This window comes from Gorillibacterium timonense (genome assembly GCF_001457415.1).
Taxonomy (GTDB): Bacteria; Bacillota; Bacilli; order Paenibacillales; family NBRC-103111; genus Gorillibacterium; species Gorillibacterium timonense.
In genome coordinates, this window is sequence record NZ_LN881722.1 from 445,951 (window position 1) to 471,696 (window position 25,746).

General features: G+C 43.2%; 28 protein-coding genes. 24 read left to right on the forward strand and 4 right to left on the reverse strand.

The genetic code is table 11. From position 1 onward, the window contains the following. Nucleotides 1–33 precede the first annotated feature (33 nt). The gene (locus BN2684_RS06505) at nucleotides 34–492 is read left to right on the forward strand and encodes a hypothetical protein (RefSeq protein WP_058301347.1); all 459 of its coding nucleotides are present in this window, start codon (nucleotides 34–36) and stop codon (nucleotides 490–492) included. A gap of 155 nt (nucleotides 493–647) precedes the next feature. On the opposite strand, the gene BN2684_RS06510 is transcribed toward BN2684_RS06505, so the two are convergent. Then, entirely contained in the window at nucleotides 648–869 is a 222-nt protein-coding gene (locus BN2684_RS06510) for a DUF378 domain-containing protein (protein ID WP_058301348.1), read from the reverse strand. A gap of 352 nt (nucleotides 870–1,221) precedes the next feature. Between BN2684_RS06510 and BN2684_RS06515 the strand changes: the two genes are divergently transcribed. From BN2684_RS06515 to BN2684_RS25340, 19 genes are all read left to right on the forward strand, one after another. Then, the gene (locus BN2684_RS06515; protein WP_058301349.1) at nucleotides 1,222–1,986 is read left to right on the forward strand and encodes a tyrosine-protein phosphatase; all 765 of its coding nucleotides are present in this window, start codon (nucleotides 1,222–1,224) and stop codon (nucleotides 1,984–1,986) included. Between the two features lie 169 nt (nucleotides 1,987–2,155). After that, nucleotides 2,156–4,267 carry an S-layer homology domain-containing protein gene (locus BN2684_RS06520; RefSeq protein WP_058301350.1) on the forward strand — a complete coding sequence of 704 codons (2,112 nt, stop codon included), beginning with the start codon at nucleotides 2,156–2,158 and terminating at the stop codon, nucleotides 4,265–4,267. Nucleotides 4,268–4,384: 117 nt separating this feature from the next. After that, nucleotides 4,385–5,134 carry a YveK family protein gene (locus BN2684_RS06525; protein ID WP_058301351.1) on the forward strand — a complete coding sequence of 250 codons (750 nt, stop codon included), beginning with the start codon at nucleotides 4,385–4,387 and terminating at the stop codon, nucleotides 5,132–5,134. Continuing rightward, the gene (locus BN2684_RS06530; protein ID WP_058301352.1) at nucleotides 5,115–5,801 is read left to right on the forward strand and encodes a CpsD/CapB family tyrosine-protein kinase; all 687 of its coding nucleotides are present in this window, start codon (nucleotides 5,115–5,117) and stop codon (nucleotides 5,799–5,801) included. The genes BN2684_RS06525 and BN2684_RS06530 overlap by 20 nt, the downstream gene beginning before the upstream one ends. A gap of 112 nt (nucleotides 5,802–5,913) precedes the next feature. Continuing rightward, the gene (locus BN2684_RS06535) at nucleotides 5,914–6,597 is read left to right on the forward strand and encodes a sugar transferase (protein WP_058301353.1); all 684 of its coding nucleotides are present in this window, start codon (nucleotides 5,914–5,916) and stop codon (nucleotides 6,595–6,597) included. Nucleotides 6,598–7,123: 526 nt separating this feature from the next. Further along, on the forward strand, nucleotides 7,124–8,125 hold the full coding sequence (locus BN2684_RS06540; RefSeq protein WP_058301354.1) for a GHMP family kinase ATP-binding protein: 1,002 nt from the start codon (nucleotides 7,124–7,126) through the stop codon (nucleotides 8,123–8,125). A 47-nt stretch (nucleotides 8,126–8,172) separates the two neighbouring features. Then, nucleotides 8,173–9,462 carry a D-glycero-beta-D-manno-heptose 1,7-bisphosphate 7-phosphatase gene (gene gmhB / locus BN2684_RS06545; RefSeq protein ID WP_058301355.1) on the forward strand — a complete coding sequence of 430 codons (1,290 nt, stop codon included), beginning with the start codon at nucleotides 8,173–8,175 and terminating at the stop codon, nucleotides 9,460–9,462. 67 nt (nucleotides 9,463–9,529) lie between these two features. After that, nucleotides 9,530–10,189: a D-sedoheptulose-7-phosphate isomerase gene (locus tag BN2684_RS06550; protein WP_058301356.1), complete on the forward strand. Its 660-nt coding sequence runs from the start codon at nucleotides 9,530–9,532 to the stop codon at nucleotides 10,187–10,189. A 30-nt stretch (nucleotides 10,190–10,219) separates the two neighbouring features. Then, the gene (locus BN2684_RS06555) at nucleotides 10,220–10,963 is read left to right on the forward strand and encodes a WecB/TagA/CpsF family glycosyltransferase (RefSeq protein WP_058301357.1); all 744 of its coding nucleotides are present in this window, start codon (nucleotides 10,220–10,222) and stop codon (nucleotides 10,961–10,963) included. Between the two features lie 226 nt (nucleotides 10,964–11,189). Beyond that, the gene (locus BN2684_RS06565; protein WP_262360894.1) at nucleotides 11,190–12,077 is read left to right on the forward strand and encodes a glycosyltransferase family 4 protein; all 888 of its coding nucleotides are present in this window, start codon (nucleotides 11,190–11,192) and stop codon (nucleotides 12,075–12,077) included. Continuing rightward, the gene (locus tag BN2684_RS25240) at nucleotides 12,077–12,640 is read left to right on the forward strand and encodes an acyltransferase (protein WP_058301360.1); all 564 of its coding nucleotides are present in this window, start codon (nucleotides 12,077–12,079) and stop codon (nucleotides 12,638–12,640) included. Before BN2684_RS06565 ends, BN2684_RS25240 begins: the two co-directional genes overlap by 1 nt. 46 nt (nucleotides 12,641–12,686) lie before the next feature. Beyond that, nucleotides 12,687–12,875 carry an LbetaH domain-containing protein gene (locus BN2684_RS24450; protein ID WP_148449907.1) on the forward strand — a complete coding sequence of 63 codons (189 nt, stop codon included), beginning with the start codon at nucleotides 12,687–12,689 and terminating at the stop codon, nucleotides 12,873–12,875. Nucleotides 12,876–12,890: 15 nt separating this feature from the next. Continuing rightward, the gene (locus BN2684_RS06575) at nucleotides 12,891–13,607 is read left to right on the forward strand and encodes a glycosyltransferase family 32 protein (protein WP_058301361.1); all 717 of its coding nucleotides are present in this window, start codon (nucleotides 12,891–12,893) and stop codon (nucleotides 13,605–13,607) included. Beyond that, complete coding sequence (locus BN2684_RS06580) at nucleotides 13,597–14,760, forward strand: O-antigen ligase family protein (protein ID WP_058301362.1); 1,164 nt, start codon at nucleotides 13,597–13,599, stop codon at nucleotides 14,758–14,760. The genes BN2684_RS06575 and BN2684_RS06580 overlap by 11 nt, the downstream gene beginning before the upstream one ends. Nucleotides 14,761–15,353: 593 nt before the next feature. Continuing rightward, nucleotides 15,354–16,517, forward strand: a complete 1,164-nt coding sequence (locus tag BN2684_RS06585; RefSeq protein WP_199825302.1) for a CDP-glycerol glycerophosphotransferase family protein — start codon at nucleotides 15,354–15,356, stop codon at nucleotides 16,515–16,517. A 2-nt stretch (nucleotides 16,518–16,519) separates the two neighbouring features. Continuing rightward, nucleotides 16,520–17,956 carry a lipopolysaccharide biosynthesis protein gene (locus BN2684_RS06590; RefSeq protein ID WP_159065770.1) on the forward strand — a complete coding sequence of 479 codons (1,437 nt, stop codon included), beginning with the start codon at nucleotides 16,520–16,522 and terminating at the stop codon, nucleotides 17,954–17,956. A gap of 304 nt (nucleotides 17,957–18,260) precedes the next feature. Continuing rightward, nucleotides 18,261–18,974, forward strand: coding sequence for an IspD/TarI family cytidylyltransferase (locus BN2684_RS06595; RefSeq protein WP_058301365.1), 714 nt, complete (start codon nucleotides 18,261–18,263; stop codon nucleotides 18,972–18,974). Between the two features lie 11 nt (nucleotides 18,975–18,985). Then, entirely contained in the window at nucleotides 18,986–20,083 is a 1,098-nt protein-coding gene (locus BN2684_RS06600) for an NAD-dependent epimerase/dehydratase family protein (protein ID WP_058301366.1), read from the forward strand. An 89-nt stretch (nucleotides 20,084–20,172) separates the two neighbouring features. After that, nucleotides 20,173–20,271, forward strand: a complete 99-nt coding sequence (locus BN2684_RS25340) for a class II aldolase/adducin family protein (protein WP_392388999.1) — start codon at nucleotides 20,173–20,175, stop codon at nucleotides 20,269–20,271. A gap of 699 nt (nucleotides 20,272–20,970) precedes the next feature. Here BN2684_RS25340 and BN2684_RS24455 read toward each other — a convergent pair. Then, complete coding sequence (locus BN2684_RS24455; RefSeq protein ID WP_058301368.1) at nucleotides 20,971–21,549, reverse strand: hypothetical protein; 579 nt, start codon at nucleotides 21,547–21,549, stop codon at nucleotides 20,971–20,973. Nucleotides 21,550–21,672: 123 nt separating this feature from the next. Between BN2684_RS24455 and BN2684_RS24460 the strand changes: the two genes are divergently transcribed. Beyond that, nucleotides 21,673–22,212, forward strand: a complete 540-nt coding sequence (locus tag BN2684_RS24460) for a VanZ family protein (RefSeq protein WP_058301369.1) — start codon at nucleotides 21,673–21,675, stop codon at nucleotides 22,210–22,212. 36 nt (nucleotides 22,213–22,248) lie between these two features. Here the strand turns inward: BN2684_RS24460 and BN2684_RS06620 are convergent, their stop codons facing one another. After that, nucleotides 22,249–22,587, reverse strand: a complete 339-nt coding sequence (locus BN2684_RS06620; RefSeq protein ID WP_058301370.1) for a L,D-transpeptidase — start codon at nucleotides 22,585–22,587, stop codon at nucleotides 22,249–22,251. Nucleotides 22,588–22,805: 218 nt separating this feature from the next. Here BN2684_RS06620 and BN2684_RS06625 point away from each other — a divergent pair, with 218 nt between their 5' ends. The 3 genes from BN2684_RS06625 to BN2684_RS06635 all read left to right on the forward strand — a co-directional run bounded on the left by BN2684_RS06625 (nucleotide 22,806) and on the right by BN2684_RS06635 (nucleotide 24,727). Beyond that, entirely contained in the window at nucleotides 22,806–23,237 is a 432-nt protein-coding gene (locus BN2684_RS06625) for an NfeD family protein (RefSeq protein ID WP_058301600.1), read from the forward strand. Nucleotide 23,238: 1 nt separating this feature from the next. Further along, complete coding sequence (locus tag BN2684_RS06630) at nucleotides 23,239–24,189, forward strand: SPFH domain-containing protein (protein WP_058301371.1); 951 nt, start codon at nucleotides 23,239–23,241, stop codon at nucleotides 24,187–24,189. Nucleotides 24,190–24,319: 130 nt separating this feature from the next. Next, complete coding sequence (locus BN2684_RS06635) at nucleotides 24,320–24,727, forward strand: DUF2500 domain-containing protein (RefSeq protein ID WP_058301372.1); 408 nt, start codon at nucleotides 24,320–24,322, stop codon at nucleotides 24,725–24,727. A 256-nt stretch (nucleotides 24,728–24,983) separates the two neighbouring features. Here the strand turns inward: BN2684_RS06635 and udk are convergent, their stop codons facing one another. After that, nucleotides 24,984–25,598, reverse strand: coding sequence for a uridine kinase (udk, locus tag BN2684_RS06640; protein WP_058301373.1), 615 nt, complete (start codon nucleotides 25,596–25,598; stop codon nucleotides 24,984–24,986). Nucleotides 25,599–25,746 lie beyond the last annotated feature (148 nt).

Here is a 25,746-nt window from a genome sequence, read left to right on the forward strand (position 1 = left end):
GCAACTTTCTGAATAGAAAGGGGATAGAAGGCGATGACGAAGAAAATTCAGGCCTACTTCCAGACGGAAAATGACGCGCTATCCGCCAATACCCGGATTCAGACCTATGGAGCCGAATACTTGGAGGTATCGGAGCTGCCGGATGCGATCGGCCGAGATTCTAGGCTGTTGATCCCGATTACGACCGGTTTGACGGTCGGCGGTACACCTGGATCGACAACCGGCTATGGAGCGGGGGCAGCTGTCACAACGGATTCCGCCGGAAGGGCAGCAGCCACCTATCTGGACTATGGGGAGAACGACGGCAGCAACGACGTTTTGAGCAACGGGGATCCGCTGAATGTCGGGAGCGATACGGTGGAGAACGATTATTATGCCGGAGATCGGTCCCTTCTCCGTTATGTATTGGCCGCAACGGTTAGGGATGAGGTTTATGCCGATGTGGTGGAGGCAATCCGCAGAAGCGGCGGATATGTCGAGGTGTTTGATTGATTTGGCGTTTCGGAGTTGAAGCAGTCCGTTGAAACCGGGCTGCTTCGTTTATGACAGCTACAACAATAAAAGACAGAGCGGAAGGAAGCCTTGTTTGGGGCTTGTCCGGTCTGTCTTTTTCGTTTCCTCTTTTCCGATTCATCTTCTGGTGATTGTTAACGGCGGGCTTCGGTCCGATCATCCTCGGCAACTTTCCCGTACAGGACAAAGCTGTAAATCGCCGCCAGCCCAACGATCACAAAGATGATGCGCGCCACGGTACTGTCCATACCCCCGGTTAAGCCGCCGACCAAATCCCATTGAAACAAGCCGACGAGCAGCCAGTTCAAGCCACCGATAATGAGCAGGGTCAGAGCAAGCACGTTCAAGCTTTTCATCGAACGATTACCTCCTTGCGGCAGTTTTGCATGTCTTCAGCTTTCAGTATGGGTAAATCGCTTGTTTCTATACATTCGCTTTTGTTAGCGCTCCAATTGGAAATTGACCTTGGGAATAAACGATCTAAATGGTTCTTTATGATACGAATTGTATTGTTTTGCCAACGCATCAAAATTCGCATGAAATCAAGCTTTTTTCGATCGTTTTCTTCAATAATTGATAATGGTTTTGTGAAAAAAGAGGCAAATAGGTCCAATAGTCTACAAAATGTATCAGCGAATTGTGACTTTTTTCCTCATTGGATCGAAATTTGATGGTACAATTAGACAAAGCTTATAGGAGACTATGGAAATGATTGATATTCACGCTCACGTTCTTCCATTCTTGGACGATGGAGCAGCCGACTTACATGAGTCTTTAGAGATGGCAAGAATGGCCGTATTAGAAGGCATTCAAGCCGTTATTGCAACACCGCACCATGCCAACGGTCAATTTGACAACGCAGCATCAGACGTTCGCAAGGCTGTCGCTTCTTTGCAAGATGAGCTTGAAGCTCACCGAATTCCGCTTCGGCTTTACCCCGGTCAAGAAATTCGGGGATATTCCGAACTCCTTCAAGATTGGGAGAGGGGCGCTCTCTTGACTCTAGCGGATACTTCGTATTTGCTCCTTGAATTTCCATCCGGTCAAGTTCCGACGAAAGCGCTTGAATGGATTCACGAGCTGAGCATTTCCGGAATAACCGCTATTATCGCTCACCCGGAGCGGAACAAGGAACTTGCCGGTTCGCCGGATACGCTGGCTGGACTGATTGAAGCAGGAGCGCTCGCCCAGGTGACCAGCCATTCGCTCACCGGCGCATTCGGCCGCTCCATTCAGAAGAATGCCCTGCATATGTGTCGAAGTCGGCTGATTCACTTCGTGGCCTCCGATGCTCATAACGTCAAGCAAAGGCCGTTCGCTCTTCAAGAGGCTTTCTCCTTGCTGAAGAAAGAAGCGGGGAAAGAAGTAGCTGACATCTGCAGAGAGAATGCGGAGCTGCTGCTTTCGAAAGAATCGATTCCGTATCGACAGCCCCAACTGGCTAAAAAGCGCTGGTCTTTTTTTGTGAAATGAATCCGTAAGCCTACATAATTCCATCAATATGTCTATTGTGTTTCAAAATGGGTATTTCTATTGACCTGGTTCAAGGTGAATGCTAGTATTTTCCTTACCTTGCCATTTGCATAATTTTGAATCAGAGGCAATATTACCAATAAGTAGTAATAGGAGGGTATTAACAAGAATGAAGAATCACACGCGCAAAATCGTATCCACGACTTTGGCTGCCAGCTTGCTCATGGGTTCCATCGCAGGCTTGCCGCTCAGCACGAAGGGAGTCTTCGAGCACTTCGGCGCGAATAAGGCGTATGCAGCGGACACCGCCGCAACGCTCAAGGAACGCTTGGCGAAGATTCACGCGGAAATGACCGACAAGGAAAAGGAAGCAATCCGCACGGCCCGTACTGACTTGGACAAGAGCAAGCTTACGGGCACAGTAGAAATCGTCTGGCAAAAAATTATCGCTGAATACCCGGAAGCGAAAAAAGATGACGCTTTGAAGGGGAACCTGACGAAGCTGACTCAAAGCCTTCTGCTCTACTACGATACGGATCTCAAGGCCGTTGATAAACTGAAAGCGGATTACTCCACGCTGTTCAAGACTCTGGCCAGCTACACGGGGAAGACCGCACCGACCGTTGCAGACGGCAGCCAATTCGCTACCGAGCTGGAAGCGGCTCTGCGCAGTTCCATCAAGAACATACCGAGCAATACCGACTGGTTCACTTATCTGTCGACCAACCGGGAGACAATCCTTGCGACCGTCAAGAAAGCTTATGACGGTAGCGAAACCAATACCGCTAAGGTTTTGAGGGCCTATAACATTAGTTCGAACGATCTGCTGTCCGTCATCCTCATGGCGAATGTAGAAGTACCAAGCCTGAAAGATGCAGAAACAGCCTTTATCAATGCTTACACCCGTATTTTGAACAAAGAGAACGGTACCACGACGGGGACTGTGGTTGTTCCTCCGGCAGCTGCGAACTTTGACCTGAATACAGCTAAAGCCGCGCTGCAAACTGTCGCGTCGAAGCTTGCTGGCTTGCTTGGGCAAGGAACGGACAACCAAGGACTGCGTGCCGCAACGGCTGCGCTTCAAGAGCTGCTGAGAACCCAAGCGGTCATTGATCTCTCTTCCAGCGTTACCGTTTCCGGTGATACGGCCAAGATTTCCATCAACGTATCGAGCCTGGACTCCGTATTTGCCAACATTCAAGAGTTTGTCAAAGCCGCTAATGAGGCTCTCAAGAAAGCCGCTCCGGATGCCAAGCCGCTGAAGGCAGTCGTCACTCTGGACTTCAAGACTGTGAATGCGAAGACCGTAGAAGTGCCGATCACACAAGAGCTGCTGAAGAAAGCCGCTCAATACGGTATCGAAGCCATCGCCTACAAAGTTAACGGAGTCTCGCTTACCGTCGACGTCGATCAACTGAAAGCCGATACGGTGCTCAAGATCGCCGAAGTCGACTCTAAAGTCGTTACGGATGCAACGGCCCTCGTCTCTGTATCCAAAGCTTACTCGTTCACCTTTACCGCTGCCGGCAAAGAAATCAAGGAATTCGCCAAAGCAGTTGAAGTTCGCGTACCGGTTACCGTTCCGACGGGAGTGGACAGCGAGCTGCTGTCGCTGGCGAAGATCGACAACTCGGCGATCGTCTTCAAGGGCGGGTTCTACAACCTGAACACGAAGGAACAGGTTACTCCGAACAAAGGGTTCTCTACCTATACCGTTGTAGAGAACAAAGTGAAATTCAACGACGTAGCCAGCGTGAATGCCTGGGCTGGCAAGCAAATTTCCGTAGCCGCCGCCAAGGGCATCGTGGAAGGACGCGGCAACAGCCAGTTCGTTCCGAACGGCAACGTCACCCGCGCCGAATTCGCCAAGATGCTGGTCAAAGCCTTCGGACTGGAGAATGAAGCTGCGAAGGAATCCTTTACAGACGTGAAGGACAACGATTGGTTCAAGCCTTATGTGGCGGCAGCCGTAGAAGCAGGCCTCGTTACCGGTAAGTCGGCAACGACTTTCGATCCGAACGCCAAGATCACCCGCGCCGAGATGGCCACGATGGCAGCCCGCGCTCTTGTGAAGGTCTATGACTACAAGAACGTCGCTGATGTGAAAGGATCGCTCGCTTCGTTCAAAGACGCTTCCAAGATCCACTCGACTCTGCAAGCCGGAGTAGCACTGGCCGCGGAGGAAGGTATCGTCGTAGGAAGCAACAACCAGTTCAAGCCGGAAGATTCCGCTACTCGCGCAGAGGCAGCCGTTATCATCTACCGCCTGATCAATCAATAAGAAACAACTGGTAGCAGCAGGTAACTTCTCTCCGTGCCTGTGGGGGAGGAGTTACCTTTCCTTTCAATTATGAGTAGAAGACTGTGTTCATCTACACAGCAAGAGTGGGGGTCACTAATGGAATTGGAAGTCAAGGACTACGTGAGGATTTTGCGCAAGAGGCTTGTTCTCATCGTGTCCATCACCCTGGTCTGTACGCTTGCGGCCGGCTTGATCAGTTATTTTGTCTTATCACCGGTTTATGAAGCGTCCACCAAGATTATCGTGAAATCCAACGAGCAGACAGGGATCACACAACTGGACATCAATGCGATCAACAGCAACTTGAAACTCATTGATACCTACAAGGAAGTGATCAAGACACCCGCTATTATGGATGCGGTCGTAGCCAAACATCCGGAATTCAACGTAACATCGGAAGAACTGATCAAGAAGGTGCGCGTCAGCTCGGTGAACAACACGCAAGTCATGACGCTGGTCATTCAAGACGAGGATTATAACAAAGCGGCCAAGATGGTCAACGCCGTCTCCGACGTCTTCAAGCTGGAGATTCCCAAGATCATGAAGGTCGACAACATCACGATCCTCAACCAAGCCAAGCTGAAGGACGACCCGAATCCGGTGAAACCGAATAAGGTCATGAACACCGCCATTGCTTTCCTGCTCGGACTCTTCGTCTCCGTCGGACTCGCGTTCCTGCTGGAATTCCTGGACGATTCCGTCAAATCGGAAGCCGATGTCGAAGCTCTGCTCGGTATGCCAACACTCGCCGCTATCGCCCGTCTGAAGCCGGAGGATTACAAGACTCAAGCTTCCGAACAACAAGTTAAAGCAGGTGTTAAAGAACATGCCTCCCTCAACCAATAAACGACCGATCATCACCCTTGAGAATCCCAAGTCGCCGATCTCCGAGTCCTACCGCATGCTGCGGAGCAATCTCGATTTCACCTCATTCGACAACAACGAGAAGATTCTAATGGTCACTTCCTCAGGTCCTTCGGAAGGCAAATCAACGACCACGACCAATCTGGCAATCGTTTACGCCCAATCGGACAAGAAGGTCCTCTTAATCGATGCTGACCTTCGCAAGCCGACCGTACATCAAACCTTCAGCCGGTCCAACCGAAGCGGCTTGTCCAACATTCTCGTCGGTCAGACCGAATGGAAGGAATGCGTGCAGAGTACCGGGATCGATAATCTGTCGATCATCACCTCGGGACCGATTCCCCCCAATCCATCCGAGCTTCTCTCTTCGAAGCGGATGGGACAATTCGTCGAGCAGGTGAAGGGCGAATTCGACGTTGTCCTGTTTGATACGCCGCCCACCCTTGCGGTTACCGATGCTCAAGTGGTCGCTACCAACTGCAGCGGTGTCATTCTGGTCGTCGATTCCGGCAAGACCAAGAAGGACGCACTCGTTAAGGCCAAGGCTACCCTCGATCGTGCCAATGCGAGAATCCTCGGTGTCGTGCTCAACAACGTAAGCCGCGGCAAAGGCGATTCCTATTATTACTATTATTACGGCAACAAATGAACCGTTTCTGAACATAGAGTAGGGCTGCGAAATAGCTAGCATACATCCAAAGGGGGCAAAAACTCTACTAACCGCCGCTGTTATCATTATTCGTAAGGAGTGAAAGGTTTCAATGGGGATTAGTGAGGCTCTTAAAGACCCCACCGCTCCATCTGAAGTGACAGTAAATGGTTCGAGTCATGTAAATAGAGGGATTTATCAAACGATAAAAAGACCTCTAGATGCGGTAGGGGCAATCATTGGAATTACTATTATGATTCCATTATTTACAATCATCGCGATCCTCATCAAGCTGGAGGACCCGAAGGGGAATATCTTTTTCTCTCAGACCCGAGTGGGTAAAAATGGGCGAGAGTTTCAAATGTATAAATTCCGCTCCATGGTAACCGACGCTGAGAAACAAATTACCAAACTAAGTAAGCACAACGAAATCGAAGGCCATATGTTCAAGATGAAGAACGATCCACGTGTTACTTGCATAGGTCGAGTCATCCGTAAGATGAGTCTGGATGAACTTCCTCAGCTGTGGAATGTAGTGAAGGGCGACATGAGTTTGGTTGGACCGCGTCCACCTCTGCCGTGCGAGGTTAAGAACTACACCGCGTATCACCGCCAGCGGCTACAGGTGACGCCCGGCTGCACTGGCCTGTGGCAAGTGAGTGGACGCAATCGCTTGAACTTCGAGCAGATGGTCGAGCTTGACCTTAGATACATTCGGAGACAAAGCTTCAAACTAGATGCAATCATTATGTTGAAAACAGTAAAAGAAATATTTGCATCGAATGATGCATATTGAACACCTTCTTTTTGGTATCGACACCCAGATGATAGGGACCGACTTCAGCCGTAAGTCATCGAAGTCGGTCTGCGCCTACCGAAAACTGTTGGAGAAGTGAGTGGTCAAGTGCGCCGATCTTCTGATCTACTACTCAGTTGGTACCGAAGAATATGCCTCTATGACCCTCACAAAATAGTGCCCGCTATACCTACCTTCATCTCCTCCAGGAGTGTACTCGCACATTCCCCGCTCGCCGCCGGATGAAATCTTGCTGCCTTATCACGAGCACGACGTCGAGCTGGGCGATTATTTATTTGTGGCAAAAAGTACAAGGGGTTTCATAGACTCGCCACAGGTTCATATTATCTTACCCCAAAAAGTGAGCGGTAATTACGTAAGTAGAGGGCATTTTAACAAGTGGAGAAAGTAAGTTGTCTTGGTTGAATGGAGCTTTCTCTATACGCTACTTATCGTGTTATAGTCCTGCTGGTCGTCCGGATATGACTTGCTTTGGATTCACAACCATGCTTGATAGGGGATAATCATGATTATTACGAAAACACCTTTCCGTATGTCGTTCTTTGGCGGCGGAACAGATATGCCAGGATTCTTTAATGAAAACGGCGGCGCAGTGCTGTCAACCACCTTTGATAAATACTGCTATGTCAATGTTCGCCATTTACCAAGATTTTTTGATTACTCAACAGAGCTTTCCTATTCCAAAACGGAACGTGTCACAACTGTAGATGATATTCAACACCCGGCCATTCGTAATGCAATGCGCTATCTGGATATGCATAACATTCGTCTAACATATGAGGCGGATCTTCCTGCTCGCTCTGGTCTTGGTACAAGTAGTTCCTTTGCTGTTGGCATGTTGAATGCCTTTTATGCTCTAAATGGAAAATATGCAGGTAAAAAGAAGCTAGCAGACGAGGCAATTTATCTTGAACGCACCCTTTGCCAGGAGGCAGGTGGCTGGCAGGATCAGATCGCCGCAGCATACGGCGGATTCAACAGAATTAATTTTAATGCAGATGGATACGAAGTTCTGCCAGTCATTATTTCGCCGGAACGTAAGAAGCAACTTAATAATAATCTGCTTATGTACTTCACTGGTTTTACACGTTTTTCCTCTGACATTCATAGGTCAAATCATGAGACTGCTGAAGAAAAGAAAATACAGTTACGAGAGATGCTGGCTTTGGTGGATGAAGCAGAAAGAGTATTGACAGATAAAGGAGCTGATCTCGACGATTTCGGCAGACTGTTGGATAAGACATGGAAGCTTAAGCGCCAGACTGGTTCTAAGATTTCGACGGGTAGCATTGATGAGCTATATGCAAAGGCTATTGAAGCAGGTGCCTTGGGTGGAAAATTGCTTGGAGCCGGTGGCGGTGGTTTCTTTGTATTTTATGTGCAGCCGGAAAAACAAGATGCTGTGCAGGGGGCTATGAGCGATTTGATGCACGTACCCTTTGAATTTGAAAATGGTGGCACGAGAGTGATTCATTACACACCAGAGACATACATACCCAAAGTGTAATTTAGTTATCAAGCGAGCTTGCTGTCAGAAAGAATGAGGGTCTAAGGATGAAAGTAGTGATAATGGCTGGAGGAAAGGGAACAAGAATTTCTTCCATTGCTAGCGATATACCGAAACCGATGATAAAGATTGAGGGCAAGCCTGTTCTTGAGCATGAAATTGAATGTCTTCGAGATCAGGGCTTTACTGACCTCATCATTACTGTTAATCATCTTGGCAATATCATCATGGATTACTTTGGTGATGGAAACAAGAAATCTCCAACCACTGGTAAGCCGTTTGGTGTCCAAATTGAATACTATTTTGAAGAAACGCCACTAGGCAACGCTGGTGCTTTGTTCCGTATCAAGGATAAACTGACCGAGGATTTTCTGCTGCTGAACGCGGATGCTATTTTTGAAGTTGATTTCAACCGTTTCGTTCAGTATCACAAGGAGAAAGGTGGAATTGTAACTCTTTTTACCCATCCGAACAACCACCCATATGATAGCAGCCTGATTTTTGCGGATGAACAGGGGGCAGTGGTACGGTGGGCTGCAAAAGAAGATGCACGACCTGATTATTACCGTAATCGTGTCAATGCGGGGCTTCATATGATTTCTCCAGAAGTGCTGGATGCAGAGATTACTACTTCCAAAGTTGATTTGGACAGACAACTACTAAAGCCTTTGGCTGGAACCGGCAAAATATTCGTCTATGACAGCCCAGAGTATGTGAAGGACATGGGAACACCGGAACGCTATGAGGCTGTTTGTAAGGATTTCCGTGATGGAAAAGTGAAAGCAAAGAACCTACAGAACAAGCAGAAGGCGATATTCCTTGATCGAGATGGAACGATCAACAAGTATGTCGGATTTCTTAGAAAGATAGATGAATTTGAGCTACTACCGGGTGTTGTGGAGGCAATCCGAAAGATTAACGAATCTGGTTATCTGGCAATTGTGGTAACGAATCAGCCTGTAATTGCCCGTGGAGAAGTAAGTCTTAAGGAGCTTGAGGAACTACACAATAAGATGGAAACTCTTCTTGGCAAAGAAGGAGCATATGTTGATGCCATTTATTATTGTCCGCATCATCCACATAAGGGATATGAAGGCGAACGGCCTCAGTATAAGATTGAATGTGAATGTCGCAAGCCGCAGCCGGGGATGCTTTTGAAAGCGGCTAAAGATTTTAATATTGATTTGTTGCAGTCTTGGATGGTTGGCGATGGAGAAAATGATATAAAAGCTGGAATCGCAGCAGGGTGCAGGACCGCATTAATTGGTCAAATTGCTGGATTTGGTCAAAACGGAAACTTTGATTCGTTACTAGAATTCATTGGAAGAGTAATGTAAAAACAAGTTACAAGGATGCGGATCGTATATTATGAATGCAGGCTTCTGTGCCTTTTGGAGGTAGAAAATGAACACGCTGGACAATAGGCTAGAAAAACATATTGATTTTTTAATCAGTCGTTACCCTGTTTTAGAAGGAATTAAACAGGATATTATTGATGCTTATCTAGTTATGGAGGAATGCTACGAAAACGGCGGTAAGTTGATGATTGCAGGCAATGGTGGATCAGCAGCTGATTCGGAACACATTGCCGGTGAACTTATGAAGCGATTCAAAATTCCGCGTCCTGTGAGTGAAGAGTTTGCATTCAAACTTAAAGCAGTGGATGAGAAACGAGGAGCCGAACTAGCAAAGAATTTAGAATGTTCGTTGATGGCAATTCCTCTAGTCGCGCATGAGGCTTTGACCACAGCATACATTAATGATGTTGATGGGCTTGGAGTTTTTGCGCAGCAATTATTCGGATATGGAAAATACGGGGATGTATTCCTTGGAATATCTACTTCTGGGAATAGCAAGAACATCATGAATGCTACTGTAGTTGCAAGAGCAGCTGGTATTAAGGTAATTGGCCTTACTGGTGCAAAAGGTGGTGAGCTGGCGAATGTGGCCGATGTTGCAGTTAAGGTTCCAGAGACGGAGACATATTTGATTCAGGAACTGCATTTGCCAATTTACCATTGTTGGTGTTTGATACTGGAAGATAAGTTTTTTGGACCGCAGTAATTTATAGCAGTTTGGGTGGGGATATGGTCAGTGGAAAAGATTCAATTGCTTAATACCTACGTTAATAATGTAACGATGAATGAAACCTTAGATGCTATCGAACAGATGATTCAAAGCGGAAAAAAATCATATATTGTCGCAGTAAACGTAGATGTAATCATGAAGATTGAACATGACGACTATCTGAAAAAAGTTACAGATAATGCGGATATGGTCTTGGTTGATGGAAAACCGCTGATTTGGATTTCTAAGATACATAAAAGGCCTATAAAAGAAAAGATTTCTGGTTCAGATCTTGTTCCGAAACTTTGTGGCTTGGCTGCCAAAAAAGGATGTACAATGTTTATTCTTGGCGGAAAAGAGGGTATTGCGGATCAGGCCAAGCAAAATATAGAAATGGACTATCCAGGTATTAAAGTAGTAGGAACTTATGCTCCGCCAATTGGATTTGAAAAAGACGATACAGAATTAGCCCATATTAATAGCATGATCTCTGCAGTGCATCCAGATTTATTGATTGCTTGTTTTGGATGTCCTAAACAGGAAAAATGGATTTACGATAATATTCAAAACTATGACGCAAAGGTTTCTGTTTGTGCAGGTGCTACAGTGGATTTCCTTGCTGGAAATGTGAAGCGCGCACCCAGATGGATGAGTGAACACGGATTAGAATGGTTTTATAGATTTTTACAAGAGCCGAAGCGATTGTTTAAGAGATACTTTATTGACGATGTGAAAATACTTGGATTAGTTTTGAAATATAAATCGAGATAAGAAGGAAGGGAGAACATATGAAGCTAGAGAAACAGAATATTCTATTTCTAACGAGAACAATGAGACTTGGCGGAACAGAAAATGTCATACTACAGTTATGTGAGATCCTTAAACCAAGGGTAAATAAAATTGTGGTATGCTCGTGTGGAGGAGTAAATGTAGAGAAATTGACTGCAATGGGAATAAAGCATTTTGAGATTCCTGACATTGCAGAAAAGAAACTGTCATCGATTTTACGGACCCTAAAAGTAGTAAAAAAAAACTGAAAGACGAGAATATTACAATTGTCCATTCTCATCATAGAATGGCTGCTTTATACGCAAGACTACTCTGTGGAAAAAATGTCATCAGGATTGCAAATGCACACAATACATTTCAAGATAAAAAAGTGATGACACAAATAGCCTACTCTGGAACTAAGGTAATCGCAGTTGGAGAGCGGGTTAAGAGGAATTTAGTTGAGTATTTTAGACTGTTGGAATCACAGGTCTCAGTTATCCATAATACGGTCAAACCTTTTGAAGGCACTATCCAATCGGTTCAGGAATTCGAAGCAGCACGAAAAGAAGGGTGCGTACTGATTGGTAATATCGGCCGCTTGTCAGAGCAAAAGGGAATGGAATACTTCATTCAAGCTATTTCAAAAATATTCTTTAAGTACCCGACGGCGAGATTTTATATCGTCGGTGACGGAGAAGATGCAGAAATGCTTAAAACGAAGGCGTCAGATATGTTACCAGATGGTGTGCTGACACTATTAGGATATCGCTCAGATATTCAAAATATAATGAGTCAGCTTGACTTTATCGTACTAAGCTCCCTTTGGGAGGGATTTCCTTTAACACCAATAGAGGCTTTTTCTGTTGGTAAGACTATCGTTGCAACCAGTGTTGATGGAACATTAGAGATTGTGAAAGACGAAGTAAATGGACTACTTGTTGAAAGTAAAAATGTTGATGAGCTTAGCAATTGTATTATAAGAATGTGTCGAGATGTTGACCTAAGAGAAAGATTAGAGAATAAGGCATTAGAAACGTTTAATTCAGATTTTTCGTTTAAAATTTTTGCAGAGAGATATGTTCAATTCTATATCAATTTAGTGGAGTGCGGGTAATGGACAAATCGATTAATCGGGAAATGAGCAAACCAGTTAAGTGTATATATTATGCAGTTGTCTTATTTGGAAATGTTGTGATAAATAAAATTCCAAGTCGTCATCTAAGAAAGTGGTTCTATAAAATGCTTGGTGCAAAAGTTGGGAAGAATTCAGTGATCTGTCGCAGAGCCGATGTGCTATTCCCGAAGGGCCTTTGCTTGGCTAATAATGTTAATATCGGTTGGTTTGTCGATTTGGATGCCCGGGGCGGGATCTATGTTGATCATAATACAAACATCTCCAGTCATATAAAATTAATTACTGGTAGTCATGATGTTGATGACCCCCAATATACAGCATCATTTAAACCCATAATTATTGGGCATCATTGCTGGATAGGAACCGGTGCGATTGTACTGCAGGGAGTTACCATTGGGGATGGAGTAGTTGTTGCAGCCGGTGCAGTGGTTACTAAAGATATTCCACCATTTGAGGTATGGGGTGGTGTTCCGGCCAAGTTCATTCGAAAACGTAATAATGATATAAGTTATGAAGTACAGGGAGCACCTATATTACATTGAAAACGGAAGATGAATATGATTCAAGATATAAGTGAAGGGGGATTGTATGCAAGAAAAAACTGTTTTAACTCCAGTAATTATTAGAAATGAAGTTTGGTGTGAGACAAATGTTGTAATTAAAGGGAGTCTAATTGGAAGCAAGTGTACTGGTGGTGCAAATAGCTTGGTTAAAGGAACACTAGAAAGTAATAGCGTATATGTTGGGAATCTAGTAAAAAATACGAGACTGCAATAAGAGAAGTGAAAATAAATGATACCAAAAAAAATTCATTATTGTTGGTTTGGTGGAACCTCCTTGCCAAAGTCTGTAATTCAGTGTATTGAATCCTGGAAAAAATTTTGCCCTGATTATGAAATTATAAGATGGGATGAATCAAACTTTGATATTACATGTTCAAAGTTTGTAGAAAAAGCATATGAAGAAAAGGCGTGGGCATTTGTATCCGATTATGCTCGATTGAAGGTAATATATGATAGTGGAGGTATATATCTCGATACAGATGTTGAACTTTTAAAAAGTCTAGATGAATTGCTTAATAATCAGTTTTACATTGGTGTTCAACAAGTTGAAACCTTATGTACTACAGGATTGGGATTTGGAGCAGCAAGGTTAAACGATGTGGTAAAAGAAATGTTAAGTGAATACGATAATCTAACATTTGATAATAAAAGAAAGGAATCATTTGCTTGTCCATATTTGAACTCAAGAGTTTTGACAAAAAGAGGATATATATTTTCGGAAAAAGTTCAATATATCATAGGGGCTACAGTTTATCCACCTATGTATTTTGATCCAATGGCACCTGGTGATGGAACGAAAAATTTACTATGTAAAGAGACTGTATCGATACATCATTATAGTGCATCTTGGATGGACAAAAAAATCCAATTGAGAAGAAAAATAATACGCATGATAGGACAAGATAAAGTGAGCAAATTAAAGATGGTATTTAAGAATGAAAAATAATCGCCCTGCTACAAAATATGGTTTTATTGATATCCTATCATATTTTATATTGATTCCGTTTTTGTATCCTAGGGGCTTTGCCGAAATTAGTACTACATATAAATTATTTTTTACAATATGGCTTTGGGCAGCAGTAGCAATCATTTGGATACAATATCTTCTATATGCAAACATTATGCGATCGAAAATTAATAGAAGAGGGTTTGCGTTAACTCTTTATTTCGTGTTGTCTATATTGCTTACAATAATTATTAGAGGTAATTTATCTAGTGGATTGCAACAAATGCTAGCTGCGCCTTCGTTATGCGTATTTATTATATATAACTTTGATAAATATTGGCATAAGATATTAGGAGCCCTTTTAAATATTTTCATCATGTTATTATTCTTGAATGGAGTTGTTTTTAAGGGATACTTTGTGGAATATACACATGTTATTTTTTTAGGACATGTACAGGTCGTTTCGCAGATTGGAATGGTTGCAATATTTGTTGCTTTGTTAAATTATATGCTTATTAAACGGAGAAAATTCAAGTCGGTGTTATTGCTTATAATGTCGATTTTAACAATGTTTAGTACTGATGCAACATCAGCGGTATTAGTAAGTATAATTCTGATTGTAATAGGGATAGTTTATAAATGGAGGCTTTATCATATATTCTGTTTAAAATCTAAATGGTATGTAGTGTTTGGTTTTTTAATGAGTATTTCTGTTATTTATATTGCAACAGTAAACAATAATTATAGTGTATTCATTTCTGACCCAACATTTTCCGGAAGACGTTTTGTATGGTTAAATGCAATATCACATATTACTTCCCGTCCTATATTTGGATTTGGAATAGATGGTGTGCTTATAACGACTTTCTGGACGCAATGGTCAGGAGGTGGATTTAACTATGCGCATAATCAAATCATCCAAAATTTACTAGATGGAGGAATTGTGTTATGTGCAGCATTTTGGACAATGATGTTTACATATGCCTCTTATATAGATAATTTGAAACATCTTAGATATAAGGTTTTATCTAATGCAATTCTAATAGTTTTATTGATAGTTATGATATTTGATAGTACAACGCTTTATTGCTACATGTTCATTTTTTTGGCAATTCTAGTTAAACTACCGAATATTGAAAATGACAGGAGCTAATTGTCGTGATATTTTTTTGAGGGATTATGGGCTCAACTTAATTAATGCGTTACGAAATGACCGAAGGACAATAATGGGAAATCACCTGCTACTCTGTATGGTTGTAATTTCACCGAACATCAAAAAATGAATAAGCAGATTCGAATCCAGTTTAATAATGAAATGCTCGACATACAAAATTTACACGGCTGTGAGGTTCAGTCCATGTGATCCCAACGAACCCATAGAAGGCATTCCACGTAGTTATAAACAATGCCGTCCTCTTTACGACGAAAATGCCTTTTTAAAGGGATTAATGGTAGCGGATAGTACAACATTTTCCTGTATTTACGAAAGAACCTTATTACATGCGCCTTCATTCGTTATCCTGTACCACTTGCCAAGCCGGTTTTAGATGGTTCTATGAAATTGCTGGACTCAAATTACTGCTAGCTTTCCATTCTCATTCTCAAGTATAGAGATAAATTGCATTATGAAAATATAAAGATAAGTGATTTCACTAAATATAATGAGTTCTTTTGATTGATACTAAGAAAAAGAGATTGGATGAAGAAAAAATGCACAGTTTGATCAGGTATATAAGAGAAAAGGGAATGAAGCAACTCATTCATGTAATTTATCAATATAAATTCGATTTAATACTTCAAAAATTGTTGCTATTTTTTCTGAAAAGAAAACCATTAGGAGATATTATTATTATTGAAAGTCATAATGACTTTGATTCAAACGGTGGAGCATTTTATGACTATTTAATTAAGAATGGGTATAATAAAAAGTATAAAATAGTTTGGCTGGTTAAAAATTGTTTACCAAAGGAACTTCCTGAAAATGTGAAGGCCTATAGTCTGTTTACACCTAGTTTAAAAAAGAATTATTATATTTGTCGTGCAAAATATTTAACTGCAGATTGTGAAGTGACTGGAAAAGTAAGAAATGAACAAGTGTCTCTTTACCTTACACACGGTGCATTTTCGTTGAAAAATTCCCATGGTAGAATTAATATCCCAGAAAGTGTTGATTACATTTTGATTCCATCGGAATACACAAGGGGTTTCCAGGAAAAACAGTATAATCCATTCTCGAGCACGAAGATGGTAGTGTTAGGGTTTCCTGTACATGATATGTTGTTTTCTGAACTGGCTAACGAGATACAAAAAATCACAAGTAAAGAGCATCGGAAGGTTATAATATGGATGCCGACTTTTAGAAAAGGCGGCGGATATAATAGAAATGACAGCAATATAGAATTACCGCTAGGTATACCTGTTTTAGAGAATGAGAAACAATACGATGAATTGAACAAATATTTGAAACAATTAGATATATTGCTCATCATAAAAATGCATCCAATGCAGGAGAAGTCTAGTATAAAAATATCTGACAAATCAAATATATTGGTTCTCAGAGGTGAGGATGTGAAAAGGTTGGGAATCAATACGTATCAACTATTAAAAGAAACAGATGCACTAATAAGTGACTATTCTTCTATTTCCTTTGACTACTTATTATTAAACAAACCAATTGCGTATGTTTTTTCAGATTTAGCTGAATATAAAAATGGATTAATAAGTGATGCCCCAGAAGAACTTATGGCAGGATTTATAATTAATAATTTTATGGAATTGTTAGATTTTATTGATGGAATTTCGAGTTCAACCGATGAATACAATGAAAAGCGTGCTGAATTACGAAATCGTATTTTTGAATTTTGTGATGGTAACAGTGCAAAAAGGCTGGTAGACTTTTTGGACTTATGATAGTGAAAATAAGAAATAGATATAAAACTTTATCAGAACCTGTTAAAGCATCTTTGTGGTTCGCAATAAGTAACATATTGCAAAAAGGAATTGTGCTATTTTCAACTCCAATTTTTACAAGACTGCTTACTACTGAAGAATATGGAAGTTTTTCCGTATTTCAGTCATGGTATGGAGTGCTCACAATTCTAGCTACTTTGAATTTATTTTTAGGTGGTTATGGAAGAGGTTTAATAGAGCATGAAAAGGATAAAAATCGCCTAACTTCATCATTATTGGAACTATCTACTTTATTAACAACGATAGTTTTAGCTATTTATTTATCTGACATTAAGTTATGGACTACTACTCTGAACCTATCTCCAATGTTAATGGTAGCCATGTTTATTCAATTATACACGTTGCCTGCTTACGAATTCTGGGCGACAAGTCAAAGATATGAATTTAGATATCGTAAACTTGTTTGTATTAGCATATTGATGTCCGTTGGAAGTATAGTATTAGGGATAATAGCGGTAATTATTTTTCCACATAAATTAGAGGCAAGGATTTATTCAGATGCGATTTGTAAAGTGTTAGTTGGGTTAAGTTTGTATATCCATATAATAAAAAAAGGAAACTATAAAATAGAAAAAAAATATTGGATATATGGGCTCAGGTTTAATATACCTCTGGTTCCACATTATTTATCATCAATGATTTTAAATCTATCAGATAGAATAATGATAAATAATATGGTTAGTAGTTCCGCTGCAGCAAAATATAGTGTTTCTTATACAATCGGTATGATGATGCAATTAATTACGAATGCAATTAATAATTCTTTTACCCCATATACATTTATTGCAATTCGTGATAAGTCTTATGAAAAGCTACGGAAAAATGCAACAGTATTATATATTTTTGTTGGTATTATTTCAATTCTTTCTATGGCTTTTGCTCCAGAACTTATAATGGTTTTTGCAGGCAAGCAATATTATGAAGCAGTTTGGGTGATCCCACCAATTGCTACTTCGGTTTATTTTATTTTTCTATATTCTTTGTTTAGTAATGTTGAATATTATTTCAAAAAAACAAAGTTTATAGCAATTGCATCAACTTTTTGCGCTATAATAAACTTGGTTTTAAATTATATATTTATACCGTATTATGGATATTTTACGGCTGGATATACAACGTTAGTATGCTATATTCTATATACGGTTATGCATTATATCTTTATGAAGAAAATATGTGTTAAAGAAAACATAAATGTCAACTTGCTATATGATTTTAAAGGAATGATAGTAAGTTCGACAATTGTCTTAGGGATTATGGTTCTAATGATTTTTACATACAGAGTGATTATCGTGAGATATTCTATCATTGTTAGTATATTTGCTTTGGTAGTAATAAGTAGGAAAAAGTTGATTATGATATTTATAACATTTAAAAAGTAGGTTAGTAAAAAACATGGCTTTACTTTAGGTCCTAGGGATTCGTTGTGGATCAGAATATTATTCCGATCACTGTTTAAGCACAATTCGTTATTGAAATAAGACGTTTATGGTGGGATCGTTCTATTAGAAGCGACCACTATCGTTTCTCCAGAACCCCTCTGCTCCTTCGTTTAGGCCCTCTTTGAGTCAGTACTGATTTCGGTGTTGAGCCAAAAAGTATGAAAAACTATAGATACTCGAAGACTGAAATAAAGTTTAAAGCACTAAGATATTTTCAATTTCATTGATCAACTTGGAGGTAGATATGGCAAATATTGCGCTTTTAATAGCTGGCGGGTCTGGCACACGTATGCATCAGGATATTCCAAAACAATTTATTACTGTAAATGAGCGTCCGGTGATAGTGTATACTCTAGAGGCATTTCAAAATCATGGAGATATAGATGCAATTGCAGTGGTCTGCATAGAGGGCTGGGAACAAGTTTTATGGGCGTATGCTAATCAATTTAAGATTACAAAACTTAAGTATGTAATCACTGGTGGGAAAAATGGTCAAGATTCTATTCGTAATGGTGTTTATGAATTAGAAAAACATTATTCACCCGATGATATTGTTTTAATACACGATGCTATTAGGCCATTGGTTTCTACTGAAATTATTTCAGATTGTATCGTTAAATCAATGCAGTACGGTTCTGGTATTGCTACAATACCATGTGCTGAAGCAATGTTGCAGACGGAAGATAGTATTATATCTGCCGGTAGTTACCCACGTGACAACTTAAAACGAACACAGACTCCACAGGGGTTCCGAATTGGGAAAATATGTTACTTACATAGAAAGGCTTTAGAGGCTGGAATTACTAATTCGATTGCTTCTTGTACTTTAATGATTGAAATGGGAGAGCAAGTACATTTTTCGGCTGGATCTGAAAAGAATATTAAATTAACCACGGTTGAGGATATTGATATATTTAAAGCACTCTTGATGGCAAAGCGTTCTGACTGGCTTAAATAGGGAGAAAAGCTATGGATCTATATAATAGTATTACATATATGCAAGATTTGGATAATACGATAGATCAATTGACATTGATAAAGAAGATGGAAGCTAAATCTGTGTTAGTTACAGGGGCTACAGGATTAATTTGTTCGGCTGTAGTTGATTTGTTATTGTACTACATAAAAAGAAACGGTAGTAATATAAAAGTATATGCTGCTGGTAGAAGTGAAGAGAAGTTTAATAAAAGGTTTTCAAAATATATTGGGGAAAAATATTTAGAGTTTGTGCCTTATGATGCAAGTAAGAAGAATAATTTCAATTTTTCCTGTGATTATGTGATTCATGGAGCAAGTAATGCGTATCCATCTGCGATTCAATCAAAGCCAGTAGAAACAATGATAGATAATTTTGTTGGGATGAAAGAACTTTTGGATTATGCAGAACAGGAAAAAGTTATTAATACAGTCTTTATTTCGTCGAGTGAAATATATGGAAAAAAGGAGAATTCTGATCCATTTATAGAAGAGGAATACGGTTATATTGATATATTAAATCCCCGTTCATCATATTCCATTAGCAAACTTGCAGCGGAAACATTATGTACAAGCTATTATTATGAAAAAAAAGTACCAGTTAGCATTATTCGTCCAGGACATATTTATGGTCCTACAGCGTCTAGAAGTGATAATCGTATATCATCTGTTTTTGCATTTGATGTTGTGGATGGTAAAGATTTAGTGATGAAAAGTGATGGTTCTCAAATTCGGTCTTATTGCTATATGATCGACTGTGCAACAGCCATTTTAACTACATTGATATTAGGAAAACCAGGTGAAGCATATAATGTTTCAAATCCGGATTCCATTATGACTATTAAAGAAATTGCTGAGTGTTTTGCAAAGTATGGTGGTACAAAATTACTATTTGAATTACCGAACACAACTGAAAAAGCAGCTTTTAATCCAATGAGTAATTCATCTCTTAACAGTGATAAGCTACAGATGTTAGGATGGAAAGCGATGTTCGATTCGCAATTGGGAACAGAACATACTATAAGAGTACTTATGGAAGCGCAGAAAAAAAAGGTTGTGGAGAATGATCATGTTAGAAGGATAGAAGAATGAAGTTAATGAAGCAAATTTGAATTTGGTAGCAAAGGGTATTGTTATATATACTTGGGGAAATATCTTTTGTAGTTGAACTTGCTAATGTTGTGGAAGGCAAATGGGAACCGTTTTCTGATACGGAAACACATCAGGAGTTGTATAGGAGATATCCAGGGATTGGTGGCATTGTTCATACTCATTCTTAAAATGCCGTGGCATTTGCACAGGCGGGAATGAATATACAAGCATTAGAGGCTACCTATGCTGACAATTTTCAACGGGGATCTTCCATGAACTAGAGAACGAAATAGAAGTCATGGATTTCTACGAAGTGAATATAGGAAAATCATTATAGAAATTATAGAGAAACTTGGATATAATCCGATAGATATTCCAGTATAGGATTTAACAGCGACGGAAGCCGTATGGTTAACAGCGCTTGTAGTTCTTTCGTATTTATAATGACATCGATAGTCCCGTAATCTAACCGAAGGAGATTCACGCCAGCGGGAGACTCGATCAGTTGCTCTGCTGTGACCAAACTTTGCGAGCGAAGCTTGTTAAATCGCCTCATTCCACTTGAAGTCACCTGCAGTGTCACTAAACCCAAAAGATCAAAATAGCATTGTGGTATATTGAGAGGCTGTCGAATCTTGACTAGGCCAAAATTGCTTGGGGATCCCGCTTGTCAGTTGATGCTGGTAGTGGTAGCCGACAGCTGAAGCTGCATATGTCGTGATCTAGTCAACATTTTCTTGCTAGCCTGTTTCTTCCTTGTCGAGCATGCGTGTGAACATGATGATGCCCTCTGCCCATACATGACCGCTTGATCCGATCAACAGCAGGGCCGAGAGCAAGATGAACATCATTTTTTCACAAAATGAAATCTATCAATAAAATTTGTTCTACTTCGCCGCTTCCGTCAAGGCTTTGATTTCGGCGCTGTTGAAGCGGGAGAGGATCTCGGCTTTCATCTTCTGTTTCTCTTCCTTGGTCATGCTGGATTTGTTCTTATAGGCGGACATGTAATGGACGATCTCGCTCGCGCTGAATTTCTTCATGGCATAGTTGGCTGCGTCGTTGCGGCTGTCAAAGGCAAGCCCCTCCGAGGGCTTGTTGTCTTTTGCGGGGGTTTTGTCCGGTTGGGTCGATGGCTTGGGTGTGGAGCTTCCGGGCTTGGTCGTGCTCTTGGAGCTATCAGATGGTGCTGCTGTATTCGAAGAACTCTTGCCGTCAGGGCTGGAAGAAGGAGCGGCCGAACTACCGTTTGCTTCGGCGATGAGCTTGTCTGTATCGATGGTCTTCAGTTCTTCCTGGAGCTTGTCCGTGTCGAGCTCGGCGATTTGCTTTTGGATTTCCGGGTCCTTCAGGGCGACCTCGACCTGGTCGAAGATTTTATCGGTCAGGACCTTCTTGGCGTACCAACCGCCTCCTCCGAGGACGATGATGAGGGCTGCGAGGGTGATGAGAAGCTTCTTTTTCATAGGAACCTCCAGAAAAGAGAGAATAACCGGAAACGGTTGATACCGGAACCGCGTCTTATTATTATAAACAATAAGCTAGAAGAGATAAAGACAATATGGGGATTTATGGATAGGAGTGTCGAAATGGGACGAACTGCTGTGGGAAAGACTTCTCGAATTCGCTGGTTTCGTTGGCTGCTGGTGTTCGCCTGGATGGGCTTAATCTTCTATTTCTCGAGTCAAACCTATCAACAGCAAAATCTGCAGCCGGAGCTTCGAGAGTGGATCCCGGCGCATTTCGTGCAGGAGCATTTCTCGGATGTTCGGTTTACGTATGCAGGCAAAGAGATCAGCGTTCGTTCGCTCGGGGTGTATGCGTTTGTGGAGTTTTTCATCCGCAAGGGAGCGCATTTCGGAATCTATCTCATGTTTGCCCTGCTGCTCAGTTGGGCGCTTACTCCGCTTGTCCGTTCGCGGTTGGCCGCATTGCTGATCCCGGTTATGCTCGGGCTCGCTTATGCGGCGACGGATGAGGTGCATCAGTGGTTTACTGGGGACCGGACGCCTCTCGTCCAGGATGTGCTGCTGGATGGGACGGGGGCGCTCTGCGGGGTGCTGGTATATGCGCTGTTCAGCGGAATATTCGGACTTGCAGCCAAGCGGCGGTCTTCTGCCACGCGGTAGAGGACGCTATCTGGCTGCGCGCCGGTTTAACAGACTCTAAGAGCGGATGGTCACCGGTGTCCCGACGGACACGAGGGTGGCCAGCTCCAAGACATCCGAGTTGTACATGCGGATGCAGCCATGCGAGACCATGTGCCCGATGGAGGAAGGATCGTTCGTGCCATGGATGCCGTAATGCGGTTTGGATAAGCCCATCCAGAAAGCGCCGAACGGACCGCCCGGGTTCGGCTGCTTGTTGATGATATGGAATTCGCCCTGTGGAGTCTCCGTCACCATTCGCCCGATGCCTACCGGGTATCCGCGGATGACGATGTTATTTTCCAGGAGATAGAGATGGCGGTTGGAGAGGTCGATGATGATTCGTCTGAGAGGCAAGGGGATACCGCTCCTTTCATGTGCTCCTCCAAAGATCTGAATAGATTCGAACGGATATGCTTGCAGGAGTAAAAGGGATTTTTTCTGTAGGATTGCAAGAAATCCGGTGATATACTTTATGCATGGGCGAATAATGGAGTGCGATGAAAGTTTTTGAATACTTTTCGCCGATTTTCACGTATATATCGTATGAGATTGATTCGACCGGAGGTGAATTCATGATGGGATGGATCATCTGGTTGGTGATTGCCGCTGTGCTGCTTGTCGCGGAAGTGTTTACCTTGACCTTTTATCTGCTGTGGCTCGGGATTGGCACCTTGGTCGGCGGGTTGGTCGCCTTGGTGCTGCCGGATGCGTATCTCGTACAGGTTGTCCTGGCCGGGGTTACGGCGCTTGCGCTTACGGTGTTTACGAAACCGCTCACAAAGAAGCTGCGGTCTTCGCGGGGATTTCGCGATGCGATTGACGATCTGATCGGCAAGCAGGGCGTGGTGATGGAAGGGACCGGGGAGAACGGTCTCGGGATCGTCCGGATCGGCAACGAGACGTGGAGTGCGCGTTCGGATGCGCCGCTCATTCCGGGGGAACAGGTCATTATCGTTCATCGCGGGAGCACGGTTGTGGAAGTTCAAAAATGGGGAGGCATGTAGCATGGAGAATGGAATGATTATTGCGATTATTGTTGCGGTTCTGGTCGTGGTGCTCGTGGCCATGACGGTCAAGGTCGTTCCGCAGCAGCGGGTTGGGGTCGTCGAACGACTCGGGAAGTTTCATCGTCTTCTGACTCCCGGTCTTAATATTCTCATACCGATCATCGAGCAAGTTCGCGTCTATCACGACCTGCGGATTCAGCAGGCGAATGTGCCGCCGCAGACGGTTATCACGAAGGATAACGTGCAGGTGCAGATCGACAACATCATCTTCTATCAAGTCGTTGGACCGGAACAAGCTACGTACGGTATTCTCGACTATGTGTCCGGGGTGCGGAACATCACGACGGCGACGCTTCGGCAGATCATCGGGAAGATGGAGCTGGACGAAACCCTCTCCGGACGGGAAAAGATCTCCTCCGAGATGCGTGTAGCTTTGGACGAAGCAACGGAAAAATGGGGCGTGCGCATCGAGCGCGTCGAGGTCGTGGACATCAAGCCACCGATGGATATTCAGGAAGCGATGGATAAGCAGATGAAGGCGGAACGGAGCAAGCGGGCGATCGTGCTGGAAGCGGAAGCGGCCAAGCAGGATATGATCCTCCGCGCGGAAGGCGACAAGCAGAGCAAGATCCTGAAGGCCGAGGGCGAGCGGGAAGCGCGCATCCGTCAGGCGGAAGGCTTGCGCCAAGCACAGGAGCTGGAAGCGCTCGGTCAAGCGAAGGCGATCCATTCTGTTGCGGAAGCCGAGAAAGCGCGGATCGAGCTTCTGAAGCAAGCCGGTCTGGACGAGAATGTGCTTGCGTACAAATCGTTCGAGTCGCTGAACGAAATCGCCAAGGGATCCGCCAACAAGGTGTTCATCCCGACCGGGGCGATGGAAGCGCTCGGCAGCTTGGGCGCGATCGGCGAAGTGTTCAAGGCCAAAGGCGGCAAGGACACGGTGAAATAAATCAGCATCGACGGGTGAACCCAAGCAGCATAGAACCACACATCACGCCAGGTCCTCTCTTCATGGATCTGGCGTTTTCTATCTTTAGGTAGAAGGCAAGAACGATATTTATTGGTAGGAGGGATTTAGGATGAGTCCTGGCAGATTTGGTGATAGCGGGGGAGGGTTCGGAGACTTTATGGTCACGGCCATACCTATCCTCATTGGGCTGGGTTTTGCTTTCTTTGTGGGGTTTATTGTGTTCGCTATAGTCAGAGGGGTTAAAGAATGGTCTAGAAATAACCGCATGCCCGTCCTCACGGTGCGCGCCCGCATTGTGAGCAAACGAAGCGATGTTCGCCACAGCAACGACTCTGACGGGAGCGGACCGATGTCTTCTTCGACAAGTACGGATTATTATGTGACCTATCAGTTGGACAGCGGCGAACGGATGGAATTCATGGTCCGCGACGGAGAATTCGGCCTTCTTGCGGAAGGGGATACCGGAGATCTGACGTACCAGGGGACCCGCTATCACGGCTTCAAGCGGTATTTGTAGGGAAGAACGAAAAGCATTCAGCTCAAAACCCATCATTCTCGAATCGATGCCCATCTTAGGTTGGCGCCGAACACACCCACATGATTAGGGGAGAAAGTGTTCGAGAAGGTGTTTGCCAATAACGGGGGGCGGATCTGAAAAAGACAGAAAAAGAGACCAAACAAGGCATCTTTCCCGCAGACTGCGGAGAAAGATGCCTTGTTTGCTTAAAAACTTGGGCAGATCGTGAATAACTTAGAATTCGAAGCTCAGCTGCTTACAAGTCTGAGAGATACCGTTCGATGCGGGCGGTGATAAAGGAGATGCCGATTTCATTCTCCCCGCCCTCGGGAATGATGAGGTCGGCGTATTTCTTCGAGGGCTCGACGAAGGCATCATGCATCGGCTTAACCGAGTGCATGTACTGCTCATGAACGGATTCGAGCGTGCGTGCGCGTTCGTTGATATCCCGCAGAATCCGCCGGAGAACACGCACATCGGATTCGGTGTCCACGAAGATCTTGATGTCGAGCATCTCGCGAAGCGTCTTGTCCACCAGCACATGCATGCCTTCCAGGATAACGACCGGACGGAGCTCGATTCGCTCGGTCTTCGGGGATCGGGTGTGGGTGGTAAAATCATAGGTCGGCATCTCGATCGCAGAGCCTTCCCTCAGCTGCATGAGCTGCCGAACCAAGAGAGCGTTGTCAAATGAATCCGGGTGGTCGTAATTGATATGCGTACGTTCTTCAAAAGAGAGAGCGGAGCCGTCCGCGTAGTAATTATCTTGAGAGATCAGGGCGACATTGCTTTCCCCAAGCTTCTCGATGATCGAACGGGCTACGGTCGTCTTCCCCGACCCCGTCCCGCCGGCAATTCCAATAATAAGCACGTGAATCCTCCTAACATGATCATGCATGTCTCAAATTGTAACATAGCGGAGGGAAGCGGGACAATATAAGGAAGACATTCGCAAACGGCGTTCCCGAGCGGTGTCGAAAAATGGACAAATCAAAAGCCCCCTGCGCTGGCAAGGGGCT

Coding starts and splice junctions, on each gene's coding strand:
- BN2684_RS06505 (WP_058301347.1), top strand. CDS start 34: ATGACGAAGAAAATTCAGGCCTACTTCCAGACGGAAAATGACGCGCTA.
- BN2684_RS06510 (WP_058301348.1), bottom strand. CDS start 869: ATGAAAAGCTTGAACGTGCTTGCTCTGACCCTGCTCATTATCGGTGGC.
- BN2684_RS06515 (WP_058301349.1), top strand. CDS start 1,222: ATGATTGATATTCACGCTCACGTTCTTCCATTCTTGGACGATGGAGCA.
- BN2684_RS06520 (WP_058301350.1), top strand. CDS start 2,156: ATGAAGAATCACACGCGCAAAATCGTATCCACGACTTTGGCTGCCAGC.
- BN2684_RS06525 (WP_058301351.1), top strand. CDS start 4,385: ATGGAATTGGAAGTCAAGGACTACGTGAGGATTTTGCGCAAGAGGCTT.
- BN2684_RS06530 (WP_058301352.1), top strand. CDS start 5,115: ATGCCTCCCTCAACCAATAAACGACCGATCATCACCCTTGAGAATCCC.
- BN2684_RS06535 (WP_058301353.1), top strand. CDS start 5,914: ATGGGGATTAGTGAGGCTCTTAAAGACCCCACCGCTCCATCTGAAGTG.
- BN2684_RS06540 (WP_058301354.1), top strand. CDS start 7,124: ATGATTATTACGAAAACACCTTTCCGTATGTCGTTCTTTGGCGGCGGA.
- gmhB (WP_058301355.1), top strand. CDS start 8,173: ATGAAAGTAGTGATAATGGCTGGAGGAAAGGGAACAAGAATTTCTTCC.
- BN2684_RS06550 (WP_058301356.1), top strand. CDS start 9,530: ATGAACACGCTGGACAATAGGCTAGAAAAACATATTGATTTTTTAATC.
- BN2684_RS25240 (WP_058301360.1), top strand. CDS start 12,077: ATGGACAAATCGATTAATCGGGAAATGAGCAAACCAGTTAAGTGTATA.
- BN2684_RS24450 (WP_148449907.1), top strand. CDS start 12,687: ATGCAAGAAAAAACTGTTTTAACTCCAGTAATTATTAGAAATGAAGTT.
- BN2684_RS06575 (WP_058301361.1), top strand. CDS start 12,891: ATGATACCAAAAAAAATTCATTATTGTTGGTTTGGTGGAACCTCCTTG.
- BN2684_RS06580 (WP_058301362.1), top strand. CDS start 13,597: ATGAAAAATAATCGCCCTGCTACAAAATATGGTTTTATTGATATCCTA.
- BN2684_RS06585 (WP_199825302.1), top strand. CDS start 15,354: ATGAAGCAACTCATTCATGTAATTTATCAATATAAATTCGATTTAATA.
- BN2684_RS06595 (WP_058301365.1), top strand. CDS start 18,261: ATGGCAAATATTGCGCTTTTAATAGCTGGCGGGTCTGGCACACGTATG.
- BN2684_RS06600 (WP_058301366.1), top strand. CDS start 18,986: ATGGATCTATATAATAGTATTACATATATGCAAGATTTGGATAATACG.
- BN2684_RS24455 (WP_058301368.1), bottom strand. CDS start 21,549: ATGAAAAAGAAGCTTCTCATCACCCTCGCAGCCCTCATCATCGTCCTC.
- BN2684_RS24460 (WP_058301369.1), top strand. CDS start 21,673: ATGGGACGAACTGCTGTGGGAAAGACTTCTCGAATTCGCTGGTTTCGT.
- BN2684_RS06625 (WP_058301600.1), top strand. CDS start 22,806: ATGATGGGATGGATCATCTGGTTGGTGATTGCCGCTGTGCTGCTTGTC.
- BN2684_RS06630 (WP_058301371.1), top strand. CDS start 23,239: ATGGAGAATGGAATGATTATTGCGATTATTGTTGCGGTTCTGGTCGTG.
- BN2684_RS06635 (WP_058301372.1), top strand. CDS start 24,320: ATGAGTCCTGGCAGATTTGGTGATAGCGGGGGAGGGTTCGGAGACTTT.